Below are 19,791 nucleotides of genomic sequence, written 5' to 3' on the forward strand. Positions count from 1 at the left end.
TGATTGCGGTTCCGCGAACTTCTGAGGCGCCCGGCCATTTCTTCCTGCCCCAGGCATTCCGTCCTGCTCCAGGCATTGCTTCCTGCCCCAGGCAATGCTTCCTGCCCCAGGCAATGCTTCCTGCCCCAGGCATTGCTTCCCGCTTCATGGATTTCGTCCTGCCCCAGGCATTGCTTCCCGCTTCATGGATTCCGTCCTGCCCCGGGGATTGCTTCCTGCTTCACAGATTCCGTCTTGCCGTAGCCATTCCCTTCAGCCCCGACCATTTTTTCGTCGATAAAGGCCGAACGACCTTGCCTCGAGTCCTTGATTCGGGGGCGTTGGTCGGTCGCCGCAGGATCATGGAAGCGCCTCGTCCTCGGGCAGGAAGCGTGCGCGCTGGTCCTGCGGTACGCCGAGGCGCTGCAGCAGCGGCTCGCGGGCGATGCGGAGCAGTTTCTCGAGTTCGACGATGTCGTCGGGCAGCGCGGGGTCGTCCCAGCCGCGTGCGACGTGGCGGGTGAAGCGGTTCGCGAGCAGCACATTGCGCACGCGCGGATTGTCCCGGTCGGCCTCGTCGAGCAGGCGCAGCAGCAGCTCGGGGAGCTTCCAGGCGCGCGCGAGGCCGAGCTGGATCCCGTTGAAGGTTGCGCCGAGGATGGTGCGCTGCGCGATGTCGCTGCGCAGGCGCGGGTCGCGCTGCTGCATGCGCTGGATGCGCAGGCACGGTTCCGGCGCGAAGGTCCAGCACAGGATCTCGGCGGTCTCGTGCAGCAGCGCCGCCACCGTGATCTCGTTCGCATCCATGTCGTGGCGCAGGATCGCCCAGTCGCGTGCGTACTGCGCCGCGCGCCGCGCCCGGGTGATCACCTGAAGCGCGCCCAGCAGCGCCTTCGGGTGCGAGGCCAGGCGGTCCTCCAGCGTCTCCATGCCCGAGAAGGCATTCAGAAACGGCGCGATGCCCATCATCATGATCGCGCGGTCCATCGTCGTGATGTCGTGGTTCTGCGCATCGCGCCGGTTGGCCTGCAGGTGCGCGAGCACCTTGACCGTCATCAGCGGGTCGGCGAGCACCGCAGCGGCGATGCGGCGCGCGTTGACCGAGTCCTGCTCGTCACGCAGCGCGTCGAGCGCGCGCACGGTGCGCCGCAGCACCGGAATGTGCTGCGCGGACAGGAACGCGACATGGTCGTCTGCCGAGGCCAGCGGTGAATCGAGCATCGTCATGCGGGGCAGTCTCGTCATCGGATGCCGGGATTATCGGCGGCCCGCCGCCGAAACTGAAGTGCCGCACCCTGAGCATACGATTGCCGGCATGCGGCTCACCCGGTACGAGCGGCGCCAGCCCCGAATCGGCGCATCCACACTCCACGGCCGATTCGCGGCTGGCACCGCTTATACGTGTTCATGCACGGCCGTGCCCATACCGGGCAGGTGCGTCGGGAGCCGCAAAAAAAAGCGTTCACACGATTGCCTGGCCGCGCGGGCCAAGAATGTTGCGTGGATTTGGCTATAATCGTGCAGACGTCGCGCGCGAGCCGTGCCTGCGCCCGTCGGCCAACGAGCGGAGGAGACCCGACATGAACGATGCGCCTTTCAAGGCCTTTCTGATCAACCAGGACGACAACCGCAAGGTCGTCAGCGGCCTCGGGACGATGACGCCGGACCAGCTCGACAAGGGCGAGGTCACGATCCGGGTCCATTACTCGAGCATCAATTACAAGGACGCATTGGCCGCGACCGGCGCCGGCAAGATCATCCGGCGTTTTCCGTGCGTGGGTGGCATCGACATGTCGGGCGAGGTCGTCGACAGCGCCGATGCGCGCTTCAAGCCCGGCGACAAGGTCATCGCGACCAGCTTCGACATCGGCGTCGCGCATCATGGCGGCTATGCCGAATACGCGCGCGTGCCGGCCGACTGGGTGGTGCCGCTGCCGGCCGGGCTGGACCTGTTCGAGGCGATGGCGCTGGGCACTGCCGGCTTCACCGCGGCCCTGGGCGTGGTGCGCATGGAAGACAACGGCCTCGCGCCGGCCAACGGCCCGGTCGTCGTGACTGGTGCGACCGGCGGGGTCGGCGGGCTCGCGATCGACATGATGTCACGGCTCGGCTATCACGTGGTGGCGTTGACCGGCAAGGCGGCCGAAACCGCTTACCTGAAGGGACTGGGCGCGGCCGAGATCAAACTGCGCTCGGACATCGACTTCGACAAGGTGCGTCCCCTCGAGGCGGCGCAATGGGCCGGGGCGGTAGACAACGTCGGCGGCCAGATCCTGCACTGGGTGCTCGCGACGATGAAGCAGGCCGGTACGGTTGCGAGCATCGGCAATGCGGCGAGCTTCAAAATCAGCACCACGGTGTTCCCGTTCATCCTGCGCGGCGTAAGCCTGCTCGGCATCGACTCGGGCTACATGGGCTTTCCGACCCGCCAGCGCGTGTGGGACCGCCTCGCCACCGACCTGAAACCCGCGCATCTGGCCGAGGTCACGCGCACACTGGATTTCGACAGTCTCCCGGGGGCCTTCGACGCCTATATCAGGGGCGAGGTCAAGGGGCGCACCGTCGTGCGCATCGGCGGCCAGGGCTGACCGGTCATGAGCTTCGGCGGCGATCAGGACAGTGGAGCCATTGCCAAGCTGCTGATCGTCGACGACTCGCGCATGGTCCGCGCGACCATCATCAAGCACATCCGCGGACGCTTCGAGTTCCGTGAGGAGGCCGACGGCGAGGCCGCGTGGCAGACGCTGGTGGTCGATCCCGACATCGAGCTGCTGGTGACCGACATCGGCATGCCGCAGCTCGACGGTTTCGGCCTGCTCGAGCGGGTGCGCGCGTCCAGGCTGCCGCGCCTGCAGCACATGCCGATCCTGGTCATCTCGGGCGACGAGGACGACGATGCGCGCGAGAAGGCGCGCAAGCTCGGCGCCAACGATTTCATCAGCAAGGGCATCGGCAGCGCCGAACTGCTCGCCCGGCTGGACTCGCTGTCGCGGCTCGCACGCACCCGGCGCGAACTCGAGGCAAGCCGCGCGGCGCTGGCCAGTCAGCGTCCGGTCGACCCGGCGACCGGCCTGGCGACGCCGGCCTACCAGAACATGAAGGGTTCGCAGGAGCTCGCGCTGGCGCGCCGCCATCAGATCGGACTCAGCGTGATGGCGGTCGCGATCGATGCGTTCGACGAACTGGCGACGCGCCATGGCGCGAACCTGCAGCAACTGATCGGGCGCAAGCTGGCATCCATCCTGTCGTCCAAGGTGCGCCAGGAGGATACCGTCGCCGAGATTGCGCCCGGGCGCTATGTCGTGACATCGCCGCACAGCGACATGCTCGCCTGCAGCACTTTCGCGCTGCGGCTGCAGAAGGCGATCGAAAAGCTGGTGATGACTTACCGCGACGAGCGCATCGGCATCACCGTGTCGATCGGCGTCGCGAGCTCCACGGTGGACGGCGTGGAATCGGTCGATCGGCTGGTCGCGGTCGCGACCGCGCGCGTGCAGGATGCCACGCGGGCGGGCGGCAACCGCGTCGTCAGCGACGGCGGCGAGATCGGCGAGGCCCAGCTGGCGGCAACGTACAGGCCGGCAAGCATCGACCAGATGCTGGCTGCGCTGCGCGCGGGCGCCGGGGCCGATGTGCCGGCAAGGCTGCCGGCGGTGGTGGCGGCATTGTTGCCGCTGCTCGAACTGATCGAGACCCGCCTCAACGTCGGCCTGCCGCTGGATGCGCTGCGCCGGCACGCCGAAGGAGGCCCGATCCATGGCTGAACGGCAGCTTCGCGGCTCGCGCCGCTCCCACAGCCCCCGCACGCTCCCGCTCCACCCTTTAGGAGCGGCGCCAAGCCGCGAAACCATGGCGGCCCAGAACAAGATCCCTGCGAATCCATTTCGCGGGGGTCATAACCAGTCGGCAAGCCGGCCGCGGGCGACAGCCCGTTGCCGGCCACCGTGCCTCCGGACCCGTTCCGGATCAAGCGGCGCCGACACCTCGAGCAGCACTGTTGAAACGTAGGGAATTGATAGGGAGAGGTAGCGTTCATGAGTAAATACGAGGAATTTCATCGCCGTTCGATCGAGGATCGCGACGCATTCTGGGCGGAACAGGCCGAGCTGGTGCACTGGAACAAGCCGCCGGAACAGATCTGCGACTTCTCCAACCCGCCCTTCGTCAAGTGGTTCAAGGGCGGCGAGACCAACCTGTGCTACAACGCGGTCGATCGTCATGCGGCCGCCCGTCCCAACGATCGCGCGCTGGTCTACATCTCGACCGAGACCAACGAGGAAAAGGTTTATACCTTCGCCGAGCTGCAGCGCGAAGTCGAGCGCATGGCCGCGATCTACCAGGATCTGGGCGTCAAGAAGGGCGACCGCGTGCTGATCTACATGCCGATGATCGCCGAGGCGGCCTTCGCGATGCTGGCCTGCGTGCGCATCGGCGCGATCCATTCGGTGGTGTTCGGCGGCTTCGCGGCCGGCTCGCTCGCGACCCGCATCGACGATGCGAAGCCGGTGCTGATGGTGTCGGCCGATGCCGGCATGCGCAACGGCAAGCCGGTGCCTTACAAGCACCTGGTCGATGAGTCCTGCAAGCTGGCCGAGTTTCCGCCGGCCAAGGTGCTGATCGTCGATCGTGGGCTGGACAAAGGTTTTCCGCGGGTCGAGGGTCGCGATGTGGACTACGCCGAGCTGCGCGCCAAGCACATGGATGCGCAGGTGCCGGTGACCTGGGTCGAATCGTCCGAGCCGAGCTACATCCTGTACACGTCCGGCACAACCGGCAAGCCCAAGGGCGTGCAGCGTGACACCGGCGGCTACCTGGTCGCGCTGGCCTCGACCATGCCGCACATCTTTACCGGCGAGCCGGGCGAGACCATGTTCGCGACCTCCGACATCGGCTGGGTGGTCGGACACAGCTATATCATCTACGGCCCGCTGATCGGCGGTCTGGCGACCATCATGTACGAAGGTACGCCGCTGCGTCCGGACGCCGGCATCTGGTGGCAGATCGTCGAGAAGTACAAGGTCGCGGTGATGTTCTCGGCGCCGACCGCGGTGCGCGTGCTGAAGAAGCAGGATCCGGCCTTCCTCAAGAAGTACGACCTGTCCTCGCTGAAGCACCTGTTCCTGGCCGGCGAACCGCTGGACGAGACCTCGCACGAGTGGATCATGAGCGAGCTCGGCATCCCGGTCATCGACAACTACTGGCAGACCGAGACCGGCTGGCCGATGCTGGCGATCTGCCGCGGCGTCGAGGACAGCCCGATCAAGCTCGGCTCGCCGGCCTTCCCGGTGTATGGCTACGATCTGCACATCTTCCGCGAGGACGGCACCGAGTGCGGCGCCAACGAGAAAGGTATCGTTGCGATCGTGCCGCCGTTGCCGCCGGGTTGTCTGTCGACGGTGTGGGGTCAGGACGAGCGCTTCGTGTCCACGTACTTCACCACCTTCAAGGACCCGGTGGTGTATTCCTCGTCCGACTGGGGTATCAAGGACGACAAGGGCTATTACACCATCCTCGGGCGCATGGACGACGTGATCAACGTCGCCGGCCATCGCCTCGGCACGCGCGAGATCGAGGAGGCGGTGCAGACCCATCCGGCGATCGCCGAAGTCGCCGTGGTCGGTGTGGCCGACCAGTTGAAGGGTCAGATGCCGATGGCCTTTGCGGTGCTCAAGGACGCGAGTCTCGCCGATACCGCTGAAAAAGCCGCCGTGCTCGAGAAGGAAGTGATGAAGCGGGTCGACGCCAGCCTCGGCGCGATCGCCCGCCCGGGCCGCGTGCATTTCATCACCGGCCTGCCCAAGACCCGCTCCGGCAAGATGCTGCGCCGGACCATCCAGGCGCTGGCCGAAGGCCGCGATGCGGGCGATCTGACCACGATCGAGGATCCGTCAACTCTGGAGCAGATCCGGGGGGCGTTGAAGAGCTGATCTGCAGTGTCGTCGGGCGGGGGCAAGTGCCCCTGAACGAGGCGCAGATCTGCACCTGAACGGAACAACGGCCCGCGAATGCGGGCCGTTGTTTTTGGTCCAGACCTTGCTCGATCCCTTTCTGCATGCCGCGTTCGATGGCGAGGCGCTCGACGCTGGTGACGTACTTCAGGTTGCGTTCTACTTCGATGTTTTCGATAGGGTGCCACAATCTGGATTCGAGTTCGTCGGGCAGGCGCATCATCCAGTCGATCGCGGCGAACAGTTCGAGGACGTGTGTTCTTGTCCAGTCGCGTCGCGCACGATCTGGCGCAGTTCCTTGTCCAGAAAGGTGTGTCCGCGGTCCCAGTCGATCTCACAACCTATGAGCCGCGCGGTCGCAACGGCAACACACGCAAGCGTGCACGATTCGGATCGACGGTGACGAGTGCGCCTTGTTCGAGTTCCGGCCCCATCTGCTGCAACGCGGCTACGATCCGGGCGCCAATGACGTCCGGGCTGATATCCTCGGCACGAATCTGCACGACGCTGGGCTTGTCGCCCTGCGTAGCGGCGAGGATCGCACCGAAGTCCAGATCGTGGGTCAGCACCACAAAGTCCTCGGCTTCGGCATACGCCATGATTTCAGAGTCTGGCGCATCTTTTTCACCGATGTCCGACCAGTGCGCTGCAACGATGCCTTCGTCCGCCAGAAAACCAACCCAGCGCGGAGACAGGTTCATGTCGATGAGCAGCTTCATGCAGTGCCGAGAATGACCTCGCGTTCCTCGGAGCGCCACGCGGCATACCTAAGCGCCTGCATCACATCTTCCCGTTCAAGGTATGGATAGTCGGCAAGAAGCTGATCCACACTGTGGCCCGCACCGACCTGACCAACCACCATGCCGACCGTGACCCGGGTCCCCCGGATGCACGGCTTGCCGCCCATGACATCCGCGCGCAAAGTGATGCGATCAAACTGTCTCATAGTCGCCTCCCGGGCGAAAACCGCTCTTTAGTTTTCGTTGAAAACGTCGTCGAGGCTATCGCGGCTTGCGCCGCTCGCTACCCCGAAGCTTGCAACGGCCTGTGGGAGCGCCGCAAGGCGCGAAACGCGCGTAGTTACGGGTGTTGAAGTCCCCCACGACAGTTCATGCAATTGCCCTGCGCGCGAGCCCAGCCTTCAGTTCTCGGTAAAGACGTCGTCGAGGCTGTCGGCGCCGAGCAGGCGCTCAGCCCAGCGCTCGAGCTGTTCGGTGGTAGCGCTGGCGAGGCGTTCGGTGACCGGGCCGGGAAGTGGGCCGAAACGGCTGGCGAGCAAACGCGCCAGCAGCGCTCTGCTGCCTTCCTCGCGACCTTTTTCGCGCCCTTCCTCGTGGCCTTCTTTACGACCCTTCTCCATGCCGCGTTCGATGGCAAGGCGCTCCACGCTGGTGACGTACTTCACGTTGCGTTCTCCTTCGATGTTTTCGATATGGTGCCACAATCTGGATTCGAGTTCGTCGGGCAGGCGCATCATCCAGTCCTCGCGTCTATCGTGCCGATGGCCGCGCACGAGCTTGTCGACATGGCGGCGGCCGAGTTTGGCGTCGCGCACGATCTGGCTCAGTTCCTTGGCGAGGAAAGTGTGTCCGCGGCCGACGATCGTCGTTGAGCGTGTATCTGGTCTGTGGTGCTGCGCCGACTCAAGGCAGGAAGCAGGCGATGTTGGCGCCCACGCGCAGACCGTCCACCTTGTCGAAATGGGCATCGAGCGTCAGCAGGGCGAGGCCATGCTCCAGCGCGCTCGCAGCAATCCACATGTCGTTCGATGGGATGGGTTGCCCCTTGGTCCGTAGTGCCGAATAGACGAGTGCGTAGCTGTCGGCCGTATCGGCAGTCAGTGCAAGCACATCCACGCGCGGCGAATTCAGGAAGGCGGAAAGTTCGGATCGATTCCGGGCTTCGCGGTTTCCTGCGGCGAAGCCGCCAAGCAGTTCGCCCAGGACGACCGGGCTGATAAAGAGTCGATCTGCATGGGTGAAGACTTCGATAATCTCTGAGTTGCCCCGCAAGAATGCAGCGTATGCATTCGTGTCGATCAGTATCGGTCGCACCGGGCTACTTCCAGAGATCGGGATCGATCGTCTCGAATGGGGCGATCGCGGCATCGAATGCTGCGGCGTCCTCTTCGCTCCAACTGCCAGCCAAGGCGTCGAGATCATGATGGCGTCTCAGGCGGGGTTTGGAGGGACCTGTCCCGAGTCCTTGTTCCAGCAGTCGCACCACGGTTGCATTCACGCTCGCGCCCTCACGGGTGGCGAGCGACTTTAACGCGGCCAAGGTTTCCGGGTCCAGTCCCCTCACGCTCAAGTTGGACATGCTCTCACCTTCTGACGGCACACTGATGGCAATAAATGATACAGCCCGCGTGAATGCTGTCAACGCGGGAGCTGGCATGGGGAGGCGCATCATCGAGTCGATCGCGGCGCACAGGTCGAGGATGCGGGTCTTGGTCCAGTGGTGTTGGTACAGCAGGCGTACGAGCCTCCGATCGGCCTCGAAGCGTTCGGGCGGAGCATGGCGCGTGCCACGGGTGTCCGGCGCGAAGGGATTGGGGTGGGCCAGCAGCCGAAGCGGCTGATCTTATGATTTCCGCGGTGCCGGAACCGTGGTGCCTCGCTCTGGCCTATGTCCGCTGCCTGAGGGCCTCGACCACCGGCATCCGGGACACCTTGCGAGCCGGAAACAGCGCCGCGAGTGTGGTGGCGACGACGCCGATCGCGAAGGCGGTCGCCGTGGTGGTCGCGTCCAGGCGGATCAGCGCGACGTAGCCGGCGTTCGCGTTCGGGGGCGGGGGCATCGGCACACCGATGGCCGAGATCGCCAGCGCGAGCACCACGCCCGCCGCCGTGCCGAGCGTTGCGCCGATCAGACCCAGCAGCAGGTTCTCCGCGACGATGAGCCTGCGGATGTCGCGCCGCCGGTTGCCCAGCGCCTGCATCGTGCCGAACTCGTTCATGCGCTCGAACGCGCTCATGTTGACGGTGTTGGCCACCGACAGAAGCACCATCAGCAGAATGATCACCTGCAGCACTCCGAACTGGCGTTCGTACAGCAGCAGCGTCTTCTCGTAGAAGTCCGATAACTGCATCCAGCTGCGCACCTCGAGCGAATCAGGCAGCAGTGCGGCGATCGCGGCCACCGCCGCATCGGTATCCGGGGTCTGGTTCAGCGAAACCACCAGCAGATTCGCGTCGTCGGTGGCGAGCAGCTCCTGCGCGGCCATCAGCGGGATGCGCATCGCGCGGGCATCGTAGTCCTTGGAGAAGCTCTCGAAGATGCCGACCACCTCGAACTCGAGCGAGTTCAACGATCCGTCGAACGTGGATGCGACCAGCGTGACGTAGTCCCCCGCCGCCAGCCCCAGCGCCTGCGCGACGCCATGGCCGATCGACATGCCGAACAGATCGTCGTCGCGCAGGGGGCGACCCGACACGATGCGCATGTACGAGCCGATGCGCGACTCCTTGTCGGGTTCGATGCCTTCCCCGACGATGGCCAGATCCCGCCTCCCGTTGTTCAGCAGTCCGGCGAAGCTCAGGCGGCTCGACACCTCCCTGACCGCGGGTAGCGCGGCAATCCGCGCCGCCACGGTGCGGGGTTCGTCGATCAGGAACTGCTCGGGCTGGCGCGTGCCGCGTTCGATGAAGTCCTTGCGGAACACCTGCGCGTGCCCGGTCTGCGAATGGATGATGGCCTCGCCCAGCTGCACGAAGATGTCCTTCACGAAGCCACCCGACAGGATCAGGCTGGCCACGCCGAACATGATGGCGGCCAGCGTCACCGCGGTGCGGATCCGTTGGCGGAAGACGTTGCGCAGGGCGAGCTTGAACAGCATGGCGTCAGCTCTGATGTCGGAGGGCGTCGACGATGTTCATCCGCGACGCCTTCCACGCCGGCAGGATGCTCGCGATCAGCGTGGTCAGGAATGCGAGCAGGAAACCGTCCCATGCCAGCGATGCGGAGATGTCGATCTCGGCGATGTAGCCGCGCGCCATGCCGGGCGGCGGCGGCATCGGTATGCCGACCACCGAGATGATCCAGCCGAGCAGCAGCGCCACGCTTACGCCGATCACGCCGGCGACCAGCCCGAGTGCGACTCCTTCCCAGATGAACAGCGTCAGAATGCCGCGTCGCCGCACCCCGATCGCCATCGACGTGCCGATCTCGGTGGTGCGCTCGATGACCGCCATCGACAGCGTGTTGGAGATGCTCAGCACCACGATGAAGGCGATCATCAGCCGCACCACTGCGACCTGGCGGCCGAACAGCTCGACCGTGCTGTTGTAGAAATCCGCGAGCTCGGTCCACGGAATCACCTCGTAGTGTTCGGCCGACAGCGTGCCGCGCAGGCTGTCGAGCGCGATGCCGGTATGGTCGGTGTCGTCGAGCAGCACCACCCAGCTCGTCGCACCGTCCACCCGCATCAGGTTGCGCGCGACATCGATCGAGATCCGCAGTGCCGTGTCGTCGTAGGCCTTGACCGGCGTCGTGAAGGTGCCCGCGACGGTCAGCTCGACCGCATTCACGCCGCCGTCCGCGGTTGTGGCCAGCAGCACCACCTGGTCGCCGACGCGCGCATCGGCGTTCGCGGCCAGCCCTTCGCCGAGCACGACCGAATCGGGGCCGCCCCGCAGCAGGTCGACGCCTTCGACGACCTCGATCGCCTTGCTGATCGGCTGCTCGGCCGCCGCATCGACGCCGTCGCCGACAAAGGAGATCGTCGTGTCGCCCTTGCTCAGCAACCCGGTGAAGGCCAGCCGTGGCGCGACCGTGCGGATCGCGAAGCCCGCGCCCGGCACGACCACCGACAGGTCCTCGCCGAGCAGAAAGTTGTAGGGGTCGGCGATGCCCTCGTCCATGTATCCGGGGCGGGTGATCTGCACATGCCCTAGCTGCGACTGGATCGCCGCCTCGCGCATACCCCACAGCACCCAGTTGATGAAACCGCCCGCCAGCAGAAAACACACCACCCCGCCGCAGATGATCGCGAGCGCGAGCAGCGTCCGGCGCCGGTGTCGCGCCAGATTCAGCAGCGCGATCCGGGCCTGTTGGACGTTGTCTCGCAGAAATACACGCCACATGGAAGTGCGATCCTCGGGAATGAGTTGCTATCATAACTGCTCGCCGACCGCCCATGAAGGAGAGTTGCCGATGGGCAACCACATCGATTTCGACTATGACGCTGCGTTTTCGCGCAACCTCGGCTGGGTCACGGTCGAGGAGCAGGCCGCGCTGCGCGGCAAACGTGTCGCGATCGCGGGCATGGGCGGCGTGGGTGGCGTGCACCTGCTGACGCTGGCGCGGCTGGGCGTCGGGGCGTTCAACCTGTCCGATTTCGACACCTTCGATCTCGCTAATTTCAACCGCCAGGCCGGCGCCGCCATGTCGACGCTGCAGCGCCCCAAGCTGGACGTGATGATAGCCATGGCGCGGGACATCAACCCGCAGGCCGACATCCGCCCGTTTCCCGAGGGCGTGTCGGCCGACACGCTTGACGCGTTCCTGGACGGCGTCGATCTGTATGTGGATGGACTGGACTTCTTCGCTTTCGACGCGCGCCGTGCGACCTTCGCGGCCTGCGAACGGCTCGGCATTCCGGCGGTCACCGCGGCGCCGCTCGGCATGGGCGCGGCGGTGCTGAGCTTTCTGCCCGGTCACATGGGTTTCGAGGACTACTTCCGGCTCGAGGGCTGCGACGACGAGGAGATGGCGGTGCGCTTCCTGCTCGGGCTGTCGCCCGCGATGCTGCAACTCGGCTACCTGGTCGATCGCTCCCGCGTCGACCTGGCAGCGCGGCGGGGTCCGTCAACGGTGGCGGCCTGCCAGCTCTGTGCAGGCGTTACCGCGGTCGAATCCCTGAAGATCCTGCTCGGGCGCGGCGACGTGCTGGCCGCGCCGCGCGGCTTTCAGTTCGACGCCTACCGCAACCGCCTGCGGCGCACCTGGCGCCCCGGCGGAAACCGCAATCCGCTGCAGCGGCTGGGCCTGTGGATCGCGCGCCGCCAGCTGCAGCGCATGAAGGCCGACGGAGGTGCGCATGGCTGACCGGGACACCTTGCTGGGCATTCTGGACCGCGCGCGCTGGGCGCCGAGCGGAGACAACACGCAGCCGTGGCGCTTCGAGATCGTGTCGGACACCCACATCGCGGTGCACGGCTTCGATACGCGCTCGCAGGTGCTGTACGACTTCGATGGACGTCCCAGCCAGATGGCGCATGGCGCGCTGCTCGAGACGCTGCGCATCGCGGCCAGCGCACGCGGGCTCCGCACTGCATGGCGAGTTCGCGAAGGCCGGCCCGACACCGCGCCGATCTACGACGTCGAACTCGTGCCCGAGGGCGGCCTGCAGGCCGATGCGTTGCTGCCCTTCATCGAGACCCGCACGGTACAGCGCCGGCCGATGCGCACCACGCCGCTCGGCGACGACCAACGCGCCGCGCTGGCCGCATCGGTCGGGCCGGATTTCGATCTCCAGTTCTTCGACGGTTTTGCGCGACGCCGGGCGGTCGCGCGGCTGCTGTGGCGCAACGCGCATATCCGGCTGACCTGCCCCGAGGCCTTTCATGTGCATCGCGACATCATCGAGTGGGGCGCGCGCTTCAGCGCCGACCGCATCCCGGAACAGGCGGTCGGCGTGGATCCGGCCACCGCGAAGCTGATGAAGTGGGTCATGCACAGCTGGGAGCGGGTCGCGTTCTTCAATCGCTACCTGATGGGCACCATCGCACCACGGGTTCAGCTCGATCTGCTGCCGGCGCTCGCGTGTGCGGCGCACCTGCTGCTCAAACCCCGGCACGCGCCGCAAGGCCTGGAAGACCATGTGCGGGCCGGTGTCGCGATGCAGCGCCTGTGGCTCACCGCCGCGGCCCAAGGCCTGCACCTGCAGCCGCAACAGACGCCGGTGATCTTCCGTTGGTACGTGCGGGCGGGAAGGAAGATATCCGCCGCGCCGGCGATCGACCCCGCCGCGGCAGCACTGAGCGACGATTTCGAGCGCCTCGCGTCGGCCGGGCGTGACGATCCGTTCGCGTTCTTCTGCCGCGTGGGGCGCAGCGCCGTGCCCACGGCGCGCTCGGTGCGCAAGGAACTGGAGGAGTTGATGCTCTGACGCGGCCAACCGTCTGGTCGCGATCGCGGCCGGTCCGCCGGTTCGGGTCGATGCGCCGGTCGCTGCTTCGGCCGGAGCGCGCAGTTCAGGTCGGCCCGGATGTGTCGGGATTGGCCCCCGCGGCGTAGCCGGCGTCGATCTCGCCGCGAATCACCTCCCACATCGGCCGGATAAGCGGCCGGATGCCCGCGACGCTGCCCTGCACGTCGATGACCGACGGCACGCGCGTGCCGTGATGCTCGATCGGCGGTCCGATCCCGGTCAGCGCAAAGCCGAGCCGGTTTATATGGGCCGCGAGCCGCGGTTCGGTCAGCACGAAACACTGCGTGATACCTTCCCTTAGCGCGATCGCCATCGTGCCCAGATACAGCGCGACCGGGATGAACGGAAAGCGGGGTGCGGCCGGCGTGCCGAAGTCGGAGTCGCTCAGCGCCACCGCATGGTTCGCCTCGCCGCGCCGGCGACGGAAGGTTCCACACACCGCCAACCGCGACACTTCGGCGATGCGGTTTCGTGGCAAGGCCCGCGCGTCCACGGTGTGCCGGTCGAGATTGACTTCACAGGCGCGTTCGAACGGCAGCAGCGTGTCCGGCGCTTCGGGCCGCGCCAGCACCAGCCGGGTGCAGCCGACCAGCGTGTGCGAGGGGTCCGACGTGCGCAGCAGGCAATGCACGCTGTGCCGGTCGAATTCGTCGGTCTCGCGGCGGTCCTCACGGACCGGCTCGAAGCCGAGGTCCTCGCAATAGACCTGGTGACGGACTTCGAAGACCTGGCTGCGCGTGGCATCGTCCAGCGCGGGCAGGATCTCGAAGTAGCTCGAAAAACCCTCGCCCAGATCACGGGTGGCAAAGCTCGGTTCGGTCATGATCTCCTCTCGTGCGCGCCATTTGGCTCGGCCCAGATCATTGTAGTGCAGCCCGGGGCCGAGTGGCAGCGCAATTGCATGACGCATGGTGCGTCGAGCTCGTGCGCGAGTCGCGCTTGTCGGTAGAATCTTGCCAGTCCTGCACGCACGTATCGCGGCACAACGACCGAACGGACGGTGAACCGCGCGGCCGGTCGACGGGCATTACGGTCGCGCCGGTGCGGGTTCGAGTCGATGAACGGGAGGGTTCGCAATGCGAAAGATCACACCGGTACAGATCGGTTGCTTCATGCTGCTGTTGGCTCTGGCGCTGGCGCTCGGCGTCGGCACCACCGCGCTGGTGTTCGGCGGGCTTCCGCTGGGCGACTTTCGCGGGGTGTTCCTGGTGTTCGCCGCGCTGGTGCTGATCCAGGTCTGGGCGCTGGTGGTGTATCGGGCCTTCCTGCGCGTGTGGCCGCTCGTACCGGGCGACATCGAGGCCGGGTCGCGACAGGAGTTCATCTACCATGTGTATGTGTTGTTCTACCTGCTGGTGTTCTATCCGGTGATGCGCAGCGGTTTCATGCCGGCACCGCTGATGCGCGCGTACTACCTGGCGCTCGGTGCGCGGCTCGGGGACAACACCTACAGCCAGGGCATTATCCACGACCCGCCGTTCGTACGCATAGGCGCGAATTCGGTGGTCGGCCAGTCGGCATTGCTGATTCCGCACGTGATCGAGGGCCAGCGGCTCGGGCATTACCCGATCCGGATCGGGGACCGGGTCACCATCGGCGCGAACGCGGTGGTGCTGTCCGACGTCGTCATCGGCGACGGCGCGATCGTCGCGACCAGCGCGCTGGTCGTGAAGGGTACGCGTATCGGGTCGGGCGAGGTGTGGGCCGGTGTGCCGGCGAGGCGGATCCGCGGAGGCGAGGGCTGATCCGCGCTTCGAACGTCCGTTCGCACTGCCGGTGCCATCGTGCATTCGTCCGTCGGCGAGGTCATAAAAAAGGGCCGCTTCCGCGGCCCTTTCGGATCTTGCAAGTAATTGCTCAAGCGGCAAGCGACTTGCGCCGACGCACGGCGAAACCGACACCGAGCAGGCCGAGACCGAGCAGGCTCAGCGTGGCGGGTTCGGGCACTGGCGTCGTGATGCTGCCGAGGCGCAGGTCGATGTCGAATGCTCCGCCGAGTGGCGCTCCGTCAATGCCCACATTCAAACGCAGTACCAAGGCGCCAAGGTTCGTGAAATCGACAGTCTGATTTTCGTCCTCGCCACCGCAAGTAATGTTGTTCACGCCAGTTGCAGGGTTGTCAGTTCCGCAGAGCGTCGCGTCGGTGAAGCCTGAGAACGGAATGAAGGTCGTCACGGGACCCGTACCCGTAGGTACTGACGTAGCCGCGAAATTGATCTTCGTCCAGTTGTCATCATCAGTGAATGCGATCACCTCGAAGTTCCAGTTGGCATCCGACGAAATGGTCTCGACGATGAATCCGTCGAGCAGACCGCCTCCGGTCAGATCGATACTACCCAGACCAGTGGTGTCATAGTTGCCGCCCCCAATGTAGGCAGTGGCCCCGTCCCACACGACTTCGCCAAAACCCTTCACCCCGGAGTCATTATTGAAGCTCAGAAGGCCATCGACCTCCATTGAGGTTCCGGCGCTCGAAGTAGCGCCGCTCTTTTCGACTACCTGTACGTGAAGATCGCGATATCCCCCGAGGATACTGTCATCCCCGGCGGCTCCGACTTGGCTGACGACAGAGGTGCCTTCGGTTGTCGACTTTATCTCGGTTTGTCCAGTGGTGAACAGATCAACCAAGAGTTCTGCACTTGCATTCGCGCTGACAGCCAGCAACCCCGCGGCGGCCAGTGACGTGATCAGTAGTTTCTTTTTCATGTCTTCATTCTCCTGTGATCGATGAAACATTTCAGGACCGATTCAGGAATCCAGCCGTGCTGCTCGCCGAACTCCGATCTTCTGCATTACCAAACCTTCAGAATCGCCCTCCATTCTACGGATAGCAACGACTGTGCCAGCTCTGTAAATATCTATAAAAGTCAGTTTGTTGAAGAACCTGAGGCGGGGTTCGTTCGATGAAAATCGGGAGAACTGTAAAAAAAACCGACAGTTGATTGCTCGAGATTGATCGGGCGGACGCGCGCTGCGTGATTGGCGATGTGGGGCGGCGCCACGCGCGGTGAAACGGTTGATCCTGTGGCTCCCGTCGTTCCTGGTGGCCAGGGCAGCGCGATGTTGCAGCGTGCGCGTCATGCGTTGCGCCCCTCGGGGAGTAGGAGCGTGCGCAGCCGAGTGGCCAGCAGCGTGGCCAGTGCATCGGCTGCGGGCCCGGCGCCGGTGGGGGCGGGGTCGGCCTGCAGCGCCTGAGCGTTGGCACGGTAAGGCGCGGTTGGGGGCAGTAGCGCCTCGATGGCCGAGCGCAGCCGCTCGGGGCTTGCGCGGTCGGCGCGGACCGTGAGGCCGCAGCCGGCGGTCTGGATCGCGCGCATGTTCAGGAACTGGTCCATGTTGGTCGGGATGCCGAGCACCGGCACGCCGGCGGCGAGCGCCTGGTTGGTGGTCGGGCTGCCGCCGTTGCACACGACCAGGCGCGCACGCGCGATCGCATCGCGGCCCGGCAGGAAGTCGTACAGACGGATGCGCGACCCGGCGGGCGGGGGCGGGACCGGGCGGCCGGCGGTGGTGACGACCACCGGACGGTCCTGGCGCGACAGCGCGTCGAACAGAGCGGACAGCACTTTGATGTTGCCGGAACTGCCCATCGACACGTAGATCAGGTCGCCTTCGTCCGGGAAATCGTCCGGCAGCCGGCCGGGCGGTGACCACGCGATCGGGCCGATGAAGGCCGCCCCGGCGTGCGGCCTGACCGCGGGGAACAGCGCGGCCGGGTTCGCGAACAGGCGCAGGTCGGCGTCCGTATAGCAGCGGCGCAGGTCGTGGTCGAAGCCGGGCAGGCCGTGTGCGCGGCGCAGCGCCTCCATCGGGCGGGCGTGCAGCCGGAATGCGAGTGGCGACACGGCCCGGAACAGCGCCTCGGCCAGCGGGATCGGCATGAAGCGGGTGAAGGGCAGCACCGGCAGCGGCGGTGCCTCGGCCGGCGCCTCCGGGCTCCAGTACGCGTCGCAGATCGTCGCATAGGGCACCCGCGCGAGCCGGGCGCTGACCGACAGCGACAGGCGGAAGTCGCCGATGACGATATCTGGGCGAAGCTCGCGGATCAGCGCGAGGTCGGCCGCTACATAGGCCTCGAGTGTGGCGAGATCGTACAGCGGCTCGCCCCGCGCGAGGCGTCGCGCGAAGGTTTCGGCCGGCTGGCACGCGAGATCGAGGACGGAGAACGCCGCGCCGCGGGTCAGCCAATCAAACGCGGGCGGCCGCGCGAAACGCAGGTCGAAGCCGGCGGTCGACAGCGCGTCGGCCAGCACGAACGGCCGCGCGACATGCGCGAGCGTCGCGCCTTCGGCGAAGAACAGGACGCGGATCGGTGTTTGGGACATCGACGCCTTCCGGACAGGGGGATGAAACGCGGCGCCGCGCGGACGCGGCATGCCCCACGCATTGTGCATGCGGTGGCGGCGGAACTCAAAGTCGCGCCTTCATCACGCCCGCGCGGGGGCCGTGGTGCCGCCGTCTGCCGTTGTCGAGGGCTGCACACGCGGCGAGTCGACGCGGCATCGATGCGTGGGGTGCCATTGCAGCGGGAAAACCGTAGCGGCCGCAACGGACCCCATCGGCCGGCGCCGGCAAGAAAAACGGGGAGCCGCAGCTCCCCGTTCGTGTCCAGCAGCCTGGATGATCGTTCGGATCAGGCCTTGCGGCGACGCACGGCACCGAGGCCGAGCAGGCCCAGGCCGAGCAATGCCAGCGTGGCCGGCTCCGGAATATCGATGGGCCGGGTGGTGATGAACAGTTGCTCGAACCCGTTGTTAATACTGCGGCCGATGCAGTTGACCGTAGGATCGTCCGTGTCCGGATCGCAACCCATTCGCCAGTCGATGCTCAGCACGTCGTAACCGCCGAAGTCTTGTGAGAGCAGGATCTTGTCGAGCGCAGGGAAGACCACCGCATAGACCGCCTGGTTCGCGCCCAGGTTGTGGTTGATCGGCCCGCCCACTTTATCAGGGCTGTCGCAGGAGACGATCGTAAGTCCTATCGTGTAGCACAAGGCCCCACCGGAAAGCACGTAGTCGGTTTTCTCGTTGGTTCCGGCAAGCGGACCTGTCGGGTCTCCGAGCGTACCCGTACCGGCCGTCCCGTTCAGCACGCCACCGCCGCCTTCCGAGACGAGCGCGTATGCCCCTTCATCGTTCGTAAAATAGAAGGTCAGGGGATCCAAGAAACCATCATCATCGTACAGCGTGAGTGCGGCCCAGATCGCCAGGTTCTGATTGGTCGCGGCGCCGGAGTTCTCCTGGTTGTTGTTGAACAGGAACACTGGCGCTTCGCCGTCCAGGAAGGTGTTGAAGGCGGTCAGACGGACATCCCATGTGGCGGCCGCGTCGCCTTCGAATTCGCCGGCGCCACCGGGGTCATTTGTTGTTCCGGTGCTGAAGTAGTCGATACCGCTCGAGTTGGGCGTAGCATAGGCGCCATCCATGCCATCGATATTGGTCGTGACCCCCGTACCGGAAGAACCCGTGCCGATGACCGTCAGGTCCTTGATGGCGCCCGGCGTCGAGGTAATGAAATAGGGGTTGCTGGGCTGGATGCTGTTCGTAAAACCTCCGCCTTGGCCGATGTCGTACAGAATGCCCAGCACCGGCAGCGAGTAGGAGTTTCCGTCGCCGTAGGTCACATAGGGCGCTGGGAGATTTGTCCCTTCAATCGTGTCGAGATTCAGTGCTGCGTTTGCCGATGCCGCCAAGCCGAGTGAGGCTACGGCCATGGCTAGGTGCTTGAGTCTGGTTTTCATGTCGTTCTCCTGAATGCTTGCTTTCGATAGCCTGCTGTGACCGAGGGGTGGAAGGCCCGGCGGCTCGTCAATCATCAAGCAAAAAAAAGGCCAGAATGTGAAAAATTCAACGAATCATAGGTTTGTGAATTCCGCCGGGGCGTTCGGCTGACTCGACTGTAAAATATTCCGACACGCAGAAGGAGGAGTAATGGTAGGAGTACAGGAAAGCGAAGAAGCCGCGCGGCGCAGGCTGCGGCGTGGCGTCCGGATAGGGGTCAACCTTGCTTTCGAAAAAACGGAACAATACGGACGCCAGCCTGACAATTCACAGCTTTCGGATGGGACCCTGGTAGGCCGCGACGAGTGGATCGACCGTCAGCAGGCTGATCCCTTCAATCTGTGCCTGCGCCACGAGGATTCGGTCGAATGGATCACGGTGCAACATGGGGAGCGCCGCGACCGCAACCGCATGTTCGCCGGCGACCGGCAATTCCAAGTATCCGTTCTCGATCAAGCCGCGCCGCAGCAGCGCCGCGTCGGCCTTGAAATCATCGCGGCCAAGCGAAGCCTTGATGGCCACCTCCCACAGGCTGGCCACACTGAATACAGGCTGATTCTTCTCGTCCTCGAGCAACTCCCGGGCGCGTGCCGGCAAGCGCTGCGGCTCACTCGCTGCCCACAATAGCAGACGGGTGTCCAGCAGCAGTTTCATGAGTGACCGCCAAACATGGTTTCGATCTCGTGGCGCCCCATCGCGTCGAAATCGTCCGGCACCTGAAACTCCCCCTGCAGAAAACCCAGGCGACGCACATTCGACGCTTCCGGAGCCTCCAGGCGAACCAGCTTGACCAGCGGCTTGCCGGCCTTGGCGATCACCTGCGGCTCGCCGGCTAGCGCAAGCTCGATCAGGCGCGACAGATGGGTCTTGGCTTCGTGGATATTGACAATGGTCATTGTTCGCACCAGAAGTTAAACCAAGTCCGCTTAGT

Annotated in this window: 20 protein-coding genes; 6 read left to right on the top strand and 14 right to left on the bottom strand. The window is 65.3% G+C overall.

The features are described from left to right. Nucleotides 1-339 precede the first annotated feature (339 nt). A complete protein-coding gene (locus tag ACKVEX_RS06530; RefSeq protein ID WP_473214901.1) occupies nt 340-1,206 on the bottom strand; it encodes an HDOD domain-containing protein in 867 nt (288 codons plus the stop codon). Nucleotides 1,207-1,559: 353 nt separating this feature from the next. On the opposite strand from ACKVEX_RS06530, the gene ACKVEX_RS06535 reads away from it, so the two are divergent. The 3 genes from ACKVEX_RS06535 (at nt 1,560) to ACKVEX_RS06545 (ending at nt 5,906) form a co-directional block, all read left to right on the top strand. Continuing rightward, a complete protein-coding gene (locus tag ACKVEX_RS06535; protein ID WP_473214902.1) occupies nt 1,560-2,567 on the top strand; it encodes an oxidoreductase in 1,008 nt (335 codons plus the stop codon). 6 nt (nt 2,568-2,573) lie between these two features. Then, on the top strand, nt 2,574-3,743 hold the full coding sequence (locus ACKVEX_RS06540; protein WP_473214903.1) for a response regulator: 1,170 nt from the start codon (nt 2,574-2,576) through the stop codon (nt 3,741-3,743). A 270-nt stretch (nt 3,744-4,013) separates the two neighbouring features. Beyond that, the gene (locus ACKVEX_RS06545) at nt 4,014-5,906 is read left to right on the top strand and encodes a propionate--CoA ligase (RefSeq protein ID WP_473214904.1); all 1,893 of its coding nucleotides are present in this window, start codon (nt 4,014-4,016) and stop codon (nt 5,904-5,906) included. Between the two features lie 362 nt (nt 5,907-6,268). On the opposite strand, the gene ACKVEX_RS06550 is transcribed toward ACKVEX_RS06545, so the two are convergent. The 7 genes from ACKVEX_RS06550 to ACKVEX_RS06580 all read right to left on the bottom strand — a co-directional run bounded on the left by ACKVEX_RS06550 (nt 6,269) and on the right by ACKVEX_RS06580 (nt 11,011). Next, complete coding sequence (locus ACKVEX_RS06550) at nt 6,269-6,646, bottom strand: DUF5615 family PIN-like protein (protein ID WP_473214905.1); 378 nt, start codon at nt 6,644-6,646, stop codon at nt 6,269-6,271. After that, nucleotides 6,643-6,873: a DUF433 domain-containing protein gene (locus tag ACKVEX_RS06555; protein ID WP_473214906.1), complete on the bottom strand. Its 231-nt coding sequence runs from the start codon at nt 6,871-6,873 to the stop codon at nt 6,643-6,645. Before ACKVEX_RS06555 ends, ACKVEX_RS06550 begins: the two co-directional genes overlap by 4 nt. 195 nt (nt 6,874-7,068) lie before the next feature. Continuing rightward, nucleotides 7,069-7,482: a DUF4351 domain-containing protein gene (locus tag ACKVEX_RS06560; RefSeq protein ID WP_473214907.1), complete on the bottom strand. Its 414-nt coding sequence runs from the start codon at nt 7,480-7,482 to the stop codon at nt 7,069-7,071. Between the two features lie 88 nt (nt 7,483-7,570). Beyond that, nucleotides 7,571-8,089, bottom strand: a complete 519-nt coding sequence (locus tag ACKVEX_RS06565; RefSeq protein ID WP_473214908.1) for a PIN domain-containing protein — start codon at nt 8,087-8,089, stop codon at nt 7,571-7,573. Continuing rightward, nucleotides 7,986-8,339: a FitA-like ribbon-helix-helix domain-containing protein gene (locus ACKVEX_RS06570; protein ID WP_473214909.1), complete on the bottom strand. Its 354-nt coding sequence runs from the start codon at nt 8,337-8,339 to the stop codon at nt 7,986-7,988. The genes ACKVEX_RS06565 and ACKVEX_RS06570 overlap by 104 nt, the downstream gene beginning before the upstream one ends. Before the next feature lie 214 nt (nt 8,340-8,553). After that, nucleotides 8,554-9,765, bottom strand: coding sequence for an ABC transporter permease (locus ACKVEX_RS06575; RefSeq protein WP_473214910.1), 1,212 nt, complete (start codon nt 9,763-9,765; stop codon nt 8,554-8,556). 4 nt (nt 9,766-9,769) lie between these two features. Then, on the bottom strand, nt 9,770-11,011 hold the full coding sequence (locus ACKVEX_RS06580; RefSeq protein WP_473214911.1) for an ABC transporter permease: 1,242 nt from the start codon (nt 11,009-11,011) through the stop codon (nt 9,770-9,772). A 70-nt stretch (nt 11,012-11,081) separates the two neighbouring features. Between ACKVEX_RS06580 and ACKVEX_RS06585 the strand changes: the two genes are divergently transcribed. Together ACKVEX_RS06585 and ACKVEX_RS06590 are read left to right on the top strand one after the other, a co-directional pair. Further along, complete coding sequence (locus ACKVEX_RS06585; protein ID WP_473214912.1) at nt 11,082-11,975, top strand: ThiF family adenylyltransferase; 894 nt, start codon at nt 11,082-11,084, stop codon at nt 11,973-11,975. Continuing rightward, a complete protein-coding gene (locus ACKVEX_RS06590) occupies nt 11,968-13,038 on the top strand; it encodes a nitroreductase family protein (protein ID WP_473214913.1) in 1,071 nt (356 codons plus the stop codon). The genes ACKVEX_RS06585 and ACKVEX_RS06590 overlap by 8 nt, the downstream gene beginning before the upstream one ends. An 85-nt stretch (nt 13,039-13,123) precedes the next feature. On the opposite strand, the gene ACKVEX_RS06595 is transcribed toward ACKVEX_RS06590, so the two are convergent. Then, the gene (locus ACKVEX_RS06595; RefSeq protein WP_473214914.1) at nt 13,124-13,990 is read right to left on the bottom strand and encodes a PEP-CTERM/exosortase system-associated acyltransferase; all 867 of its coding nucleotides are present in this window, start codon (nt 13,988-13,990) and stop codon (nt 13,124-13,126) included. 166 nt (nt 13,991-14,156) lie between these two features. On the opposite strand from ACKVEX_RS06595, the gene ACKVEX_RS06600 reads away from it, so the two are divergent. Next, a complete protein-coding gene (locus tag ACKVEX_RS06600) occupies nt 14,157-14,825 on the top strand; it encodes an acyltransferase (protein WP_473214915.1) in 669 nt (222 codons plus the stop codon). Nucleotides 14,826-14,937: 112 nt separating this feature from the next. Here the strand turns inward: ACKVEX_RS06600 and ACKVEX_RS06605 are convergent, their stop codons facing one another. The 5 genes from ACKVEX_RS06605 to ACKVEX_RS06625 all read right to left on the bottom strand — a co-directional run bounded on the left by ACKVEX_RS06605 (nt 14,938) and on the right by ACKVEX_RS06625 (nt 19,756). Further along, nucleotides 14,938-15,786 (bottom strand): PEP-CTERM sorting domain-containing protein, encoded by an 849-nt coding sequence (locus ACKVEX_RS06605; RefSeq protein WP_473214916.1) that lies wholly within the window; start codon nt 15,784-15,786, stop codon nt 14,938-14,940. A gap of 371 nt (nt 15,787-16,157) precedes the next feature. After that, complete coding sequence (locus ACKVEX_RS06610) at nt 16,158-17,405, bottom strand: nucleotide disphospho-sugar-binding domain-containing protein (protein ID WP_473214917.1); 1,248 nt, start codon at nt 17,403-17,405, stop codon at nt 16,158-16,160. 308 nt (nt 17,406-17,713) lie between these two features. After that, nucleotides 17,714-18,820, bottom strand: coding sequence for a PEP-CTERM sorting domain-containing protein (locus ACKVEX_RS06615; protein WP_473214918.1), 1,107 nt, complete (start codon nt 18,818-18,820; stop codon nt 17,714-17,716). A gap of 307 nt (nt 18,821-19,127) precedes the next feature. Beyond that, nucleotides 19,128-19,514: a type II toxin-antitoxin system VapC family toxin gene (locus tag ACKVEX_RS06620; RefSeq protein WP_473214919.1), complete on the bottom strand. Its 387-nt coding sequence runs from the start codon at nt 19,512-19,514 to the stop codon at nt 19,128-19,130. Beyond that, the gene (locus ACKVEX_RS06625; protein ID WP_473214920.1) at nt 19,511-19,756 is read right to left on the bottom strand and encodes a type II toxin-antitoxin system Phd/YefM family antitoxin; all 246 of its coding nucleotides are present in this window, start codon (nt 19,754-19,756) and stop codon (nt 19,511-19,513) included. The genes ACKVEX_RS06620 and ACKVEX_RS06625 overlap by 4 nt, the downstream gene beginning before the upstream one ends. Nucleotides 19,757-19,791 lie beyond the last annotated feature (35 nt).

It is taken from the genome of Denitraticella aggregata (assembly GCF_048158365.1).
Taxonomy (GTDB): domain Bacteria; phylum Pseudomonadota; class Gammaproteobacteria; order Burkholderiales; family Rhodocyclaceae; genus Azoarcus_F.

Excerpts from the sequence above, each read along its gene's own strand:
- ACKVEX_RS06530 (WP_473214901.1), bottom strand. The coding sequence starts at position 1,206 with ATGACGATGCTCGATTCACCGCTGGCCTCGGCAGACGACCATGTCGCG.
- ACKVEX_RS06535 (WP_473214902.1), top strand. The coding sequence starts at position 1,560 with ATGAACGATGCGCCTTTCAAGGCCTTTCTGATCAACCAGGACGACAAC.
- ACKVEX_RS06540 (WP_473214903.1), top strand. The coding sequence starts at position 2,574 with ATGAGCTTCGGCGGCGATCAGGACAGTGGAGCCATTGCCAAGCTGCTG.
- ACKVEX_RS06545 (WP_473214904.1), top strand. The coding sequence starts at position 4,014 with ATGAGTAAATACGAGGAATTTCATCGCCGTTCGATCGAGGATCGCGAC.
- ACKVEX_RS06550 (WP_473214905.1), bottom strand. The coding sequence starts at position 6,646 with ATGAAGCTGCTCATCGACATGAACCTGTCTCCGCGCTGGGTTGGTTTT.
- ACKVEX_RS06555 (WP_473214906.1), bottom strand. The coding sequence starts at position 6,873 with ATGAGACAGTTTGATCGCATCACTTTGCGCGCGGATGTCATGGGCGGC.
- ACKVEX_RS06565 (WP_473214908.1), bottom strand. The coding sequence starts at position 8,089 with ATGATCTCGACGCCTTGGCTGGCAGTTGGAGCGAAGAGGACGCCGCAG.
- ACKVEX_RS06570 (WP_473214909.1), bottom strand. The coding sequence starts at position 8,339 with ATGATGCGCCTCCCCATGCCAGCTCCCGCGTTGACAGCATTCACGCGG.
- ACKVEX_RS06575 (WP_473214910.1), bottom strand. The coding sequence starts at position 9,765 with ATGCTGTTCAAGCTCGCCCTGCGCAACGTCTTCCGCCAACGGATCCGC.
- ACKVEX_RS06580 (WP_473214911.1), bottom strand. The coding sequence starts at position 11,011 with ATGTGGCGTGTATTTCTGCGAGACAACGTCCAACAGGCCCGGATCGCG.
- ACKVEX_RS06585 (WP_473214912.1), top strand. The coding sequence starts at position 11,082 with ATGGGCAACCACATCGATTTCGACTATGACGCTGCGTTTTCGCGCAAC.
- ACKVEX_RS06590 (WP_473214913.1), top strand. The coding sequence starts at position 11,968 with ATGGCTGACCGGGACACCTTGCTGGGCATTCTGGACCGCGCGCGCTGG.
- ACKVEX_RS06595 (WP_473214914.1), bottom strand. The coding sequence starts at position 13,990 with ATGCGTCATGCAATTGCGCTGCCACTCGGCCCCGGGCTGCACTACAAT.
- ACKVEX_RS06600 (WP_473214915.1), top strand. The coding sequence starts at position 14,157 with ATGCGAAAGATCACACCGGTACAGATCGGTTGCTTCATGCTGCTGTTG.
- ACKVEX_RS06605 (WP_473214916.1), bottom strand. The coding sequence starts at position 15,786 with ATGAAAAAGAAACTACTGATCACGTCACTGGCCGCCGCGGGGTTGCTG.
- ACKVEX_RS06610 (WP_473214917.1), bottom strand. The coding sequence starts at position 17,405 with ATGTCCCAAACACCGATCCGCGTCCTGTTCTTCGCCGAAGGCGCGACG.
- ACKVEX_RS06615 (WP_473214918.1), bottom strand. The coding sequence starts at position 18,820 with ATGAAAACCAGACTCAAGCACCTAGCCATGGCCGTAGCCTCACTCGGC.
- ACKVEX_RS06620 (WP_473214919.1), bottom strand. The coding sequence starts at position 19,514 with ATGAAACTGCTGCTGGACACCCGTCTGCTATTGTGGGCAGCGAGTGAG.
- ACKVEX_RS06625 (WP_473214920.1), bottom strand. The coding sequence starts at position 19,756 with ATGACCATTGTCAATATCCACGAAGCCAAGACCCATCTGTCGCGCCTG.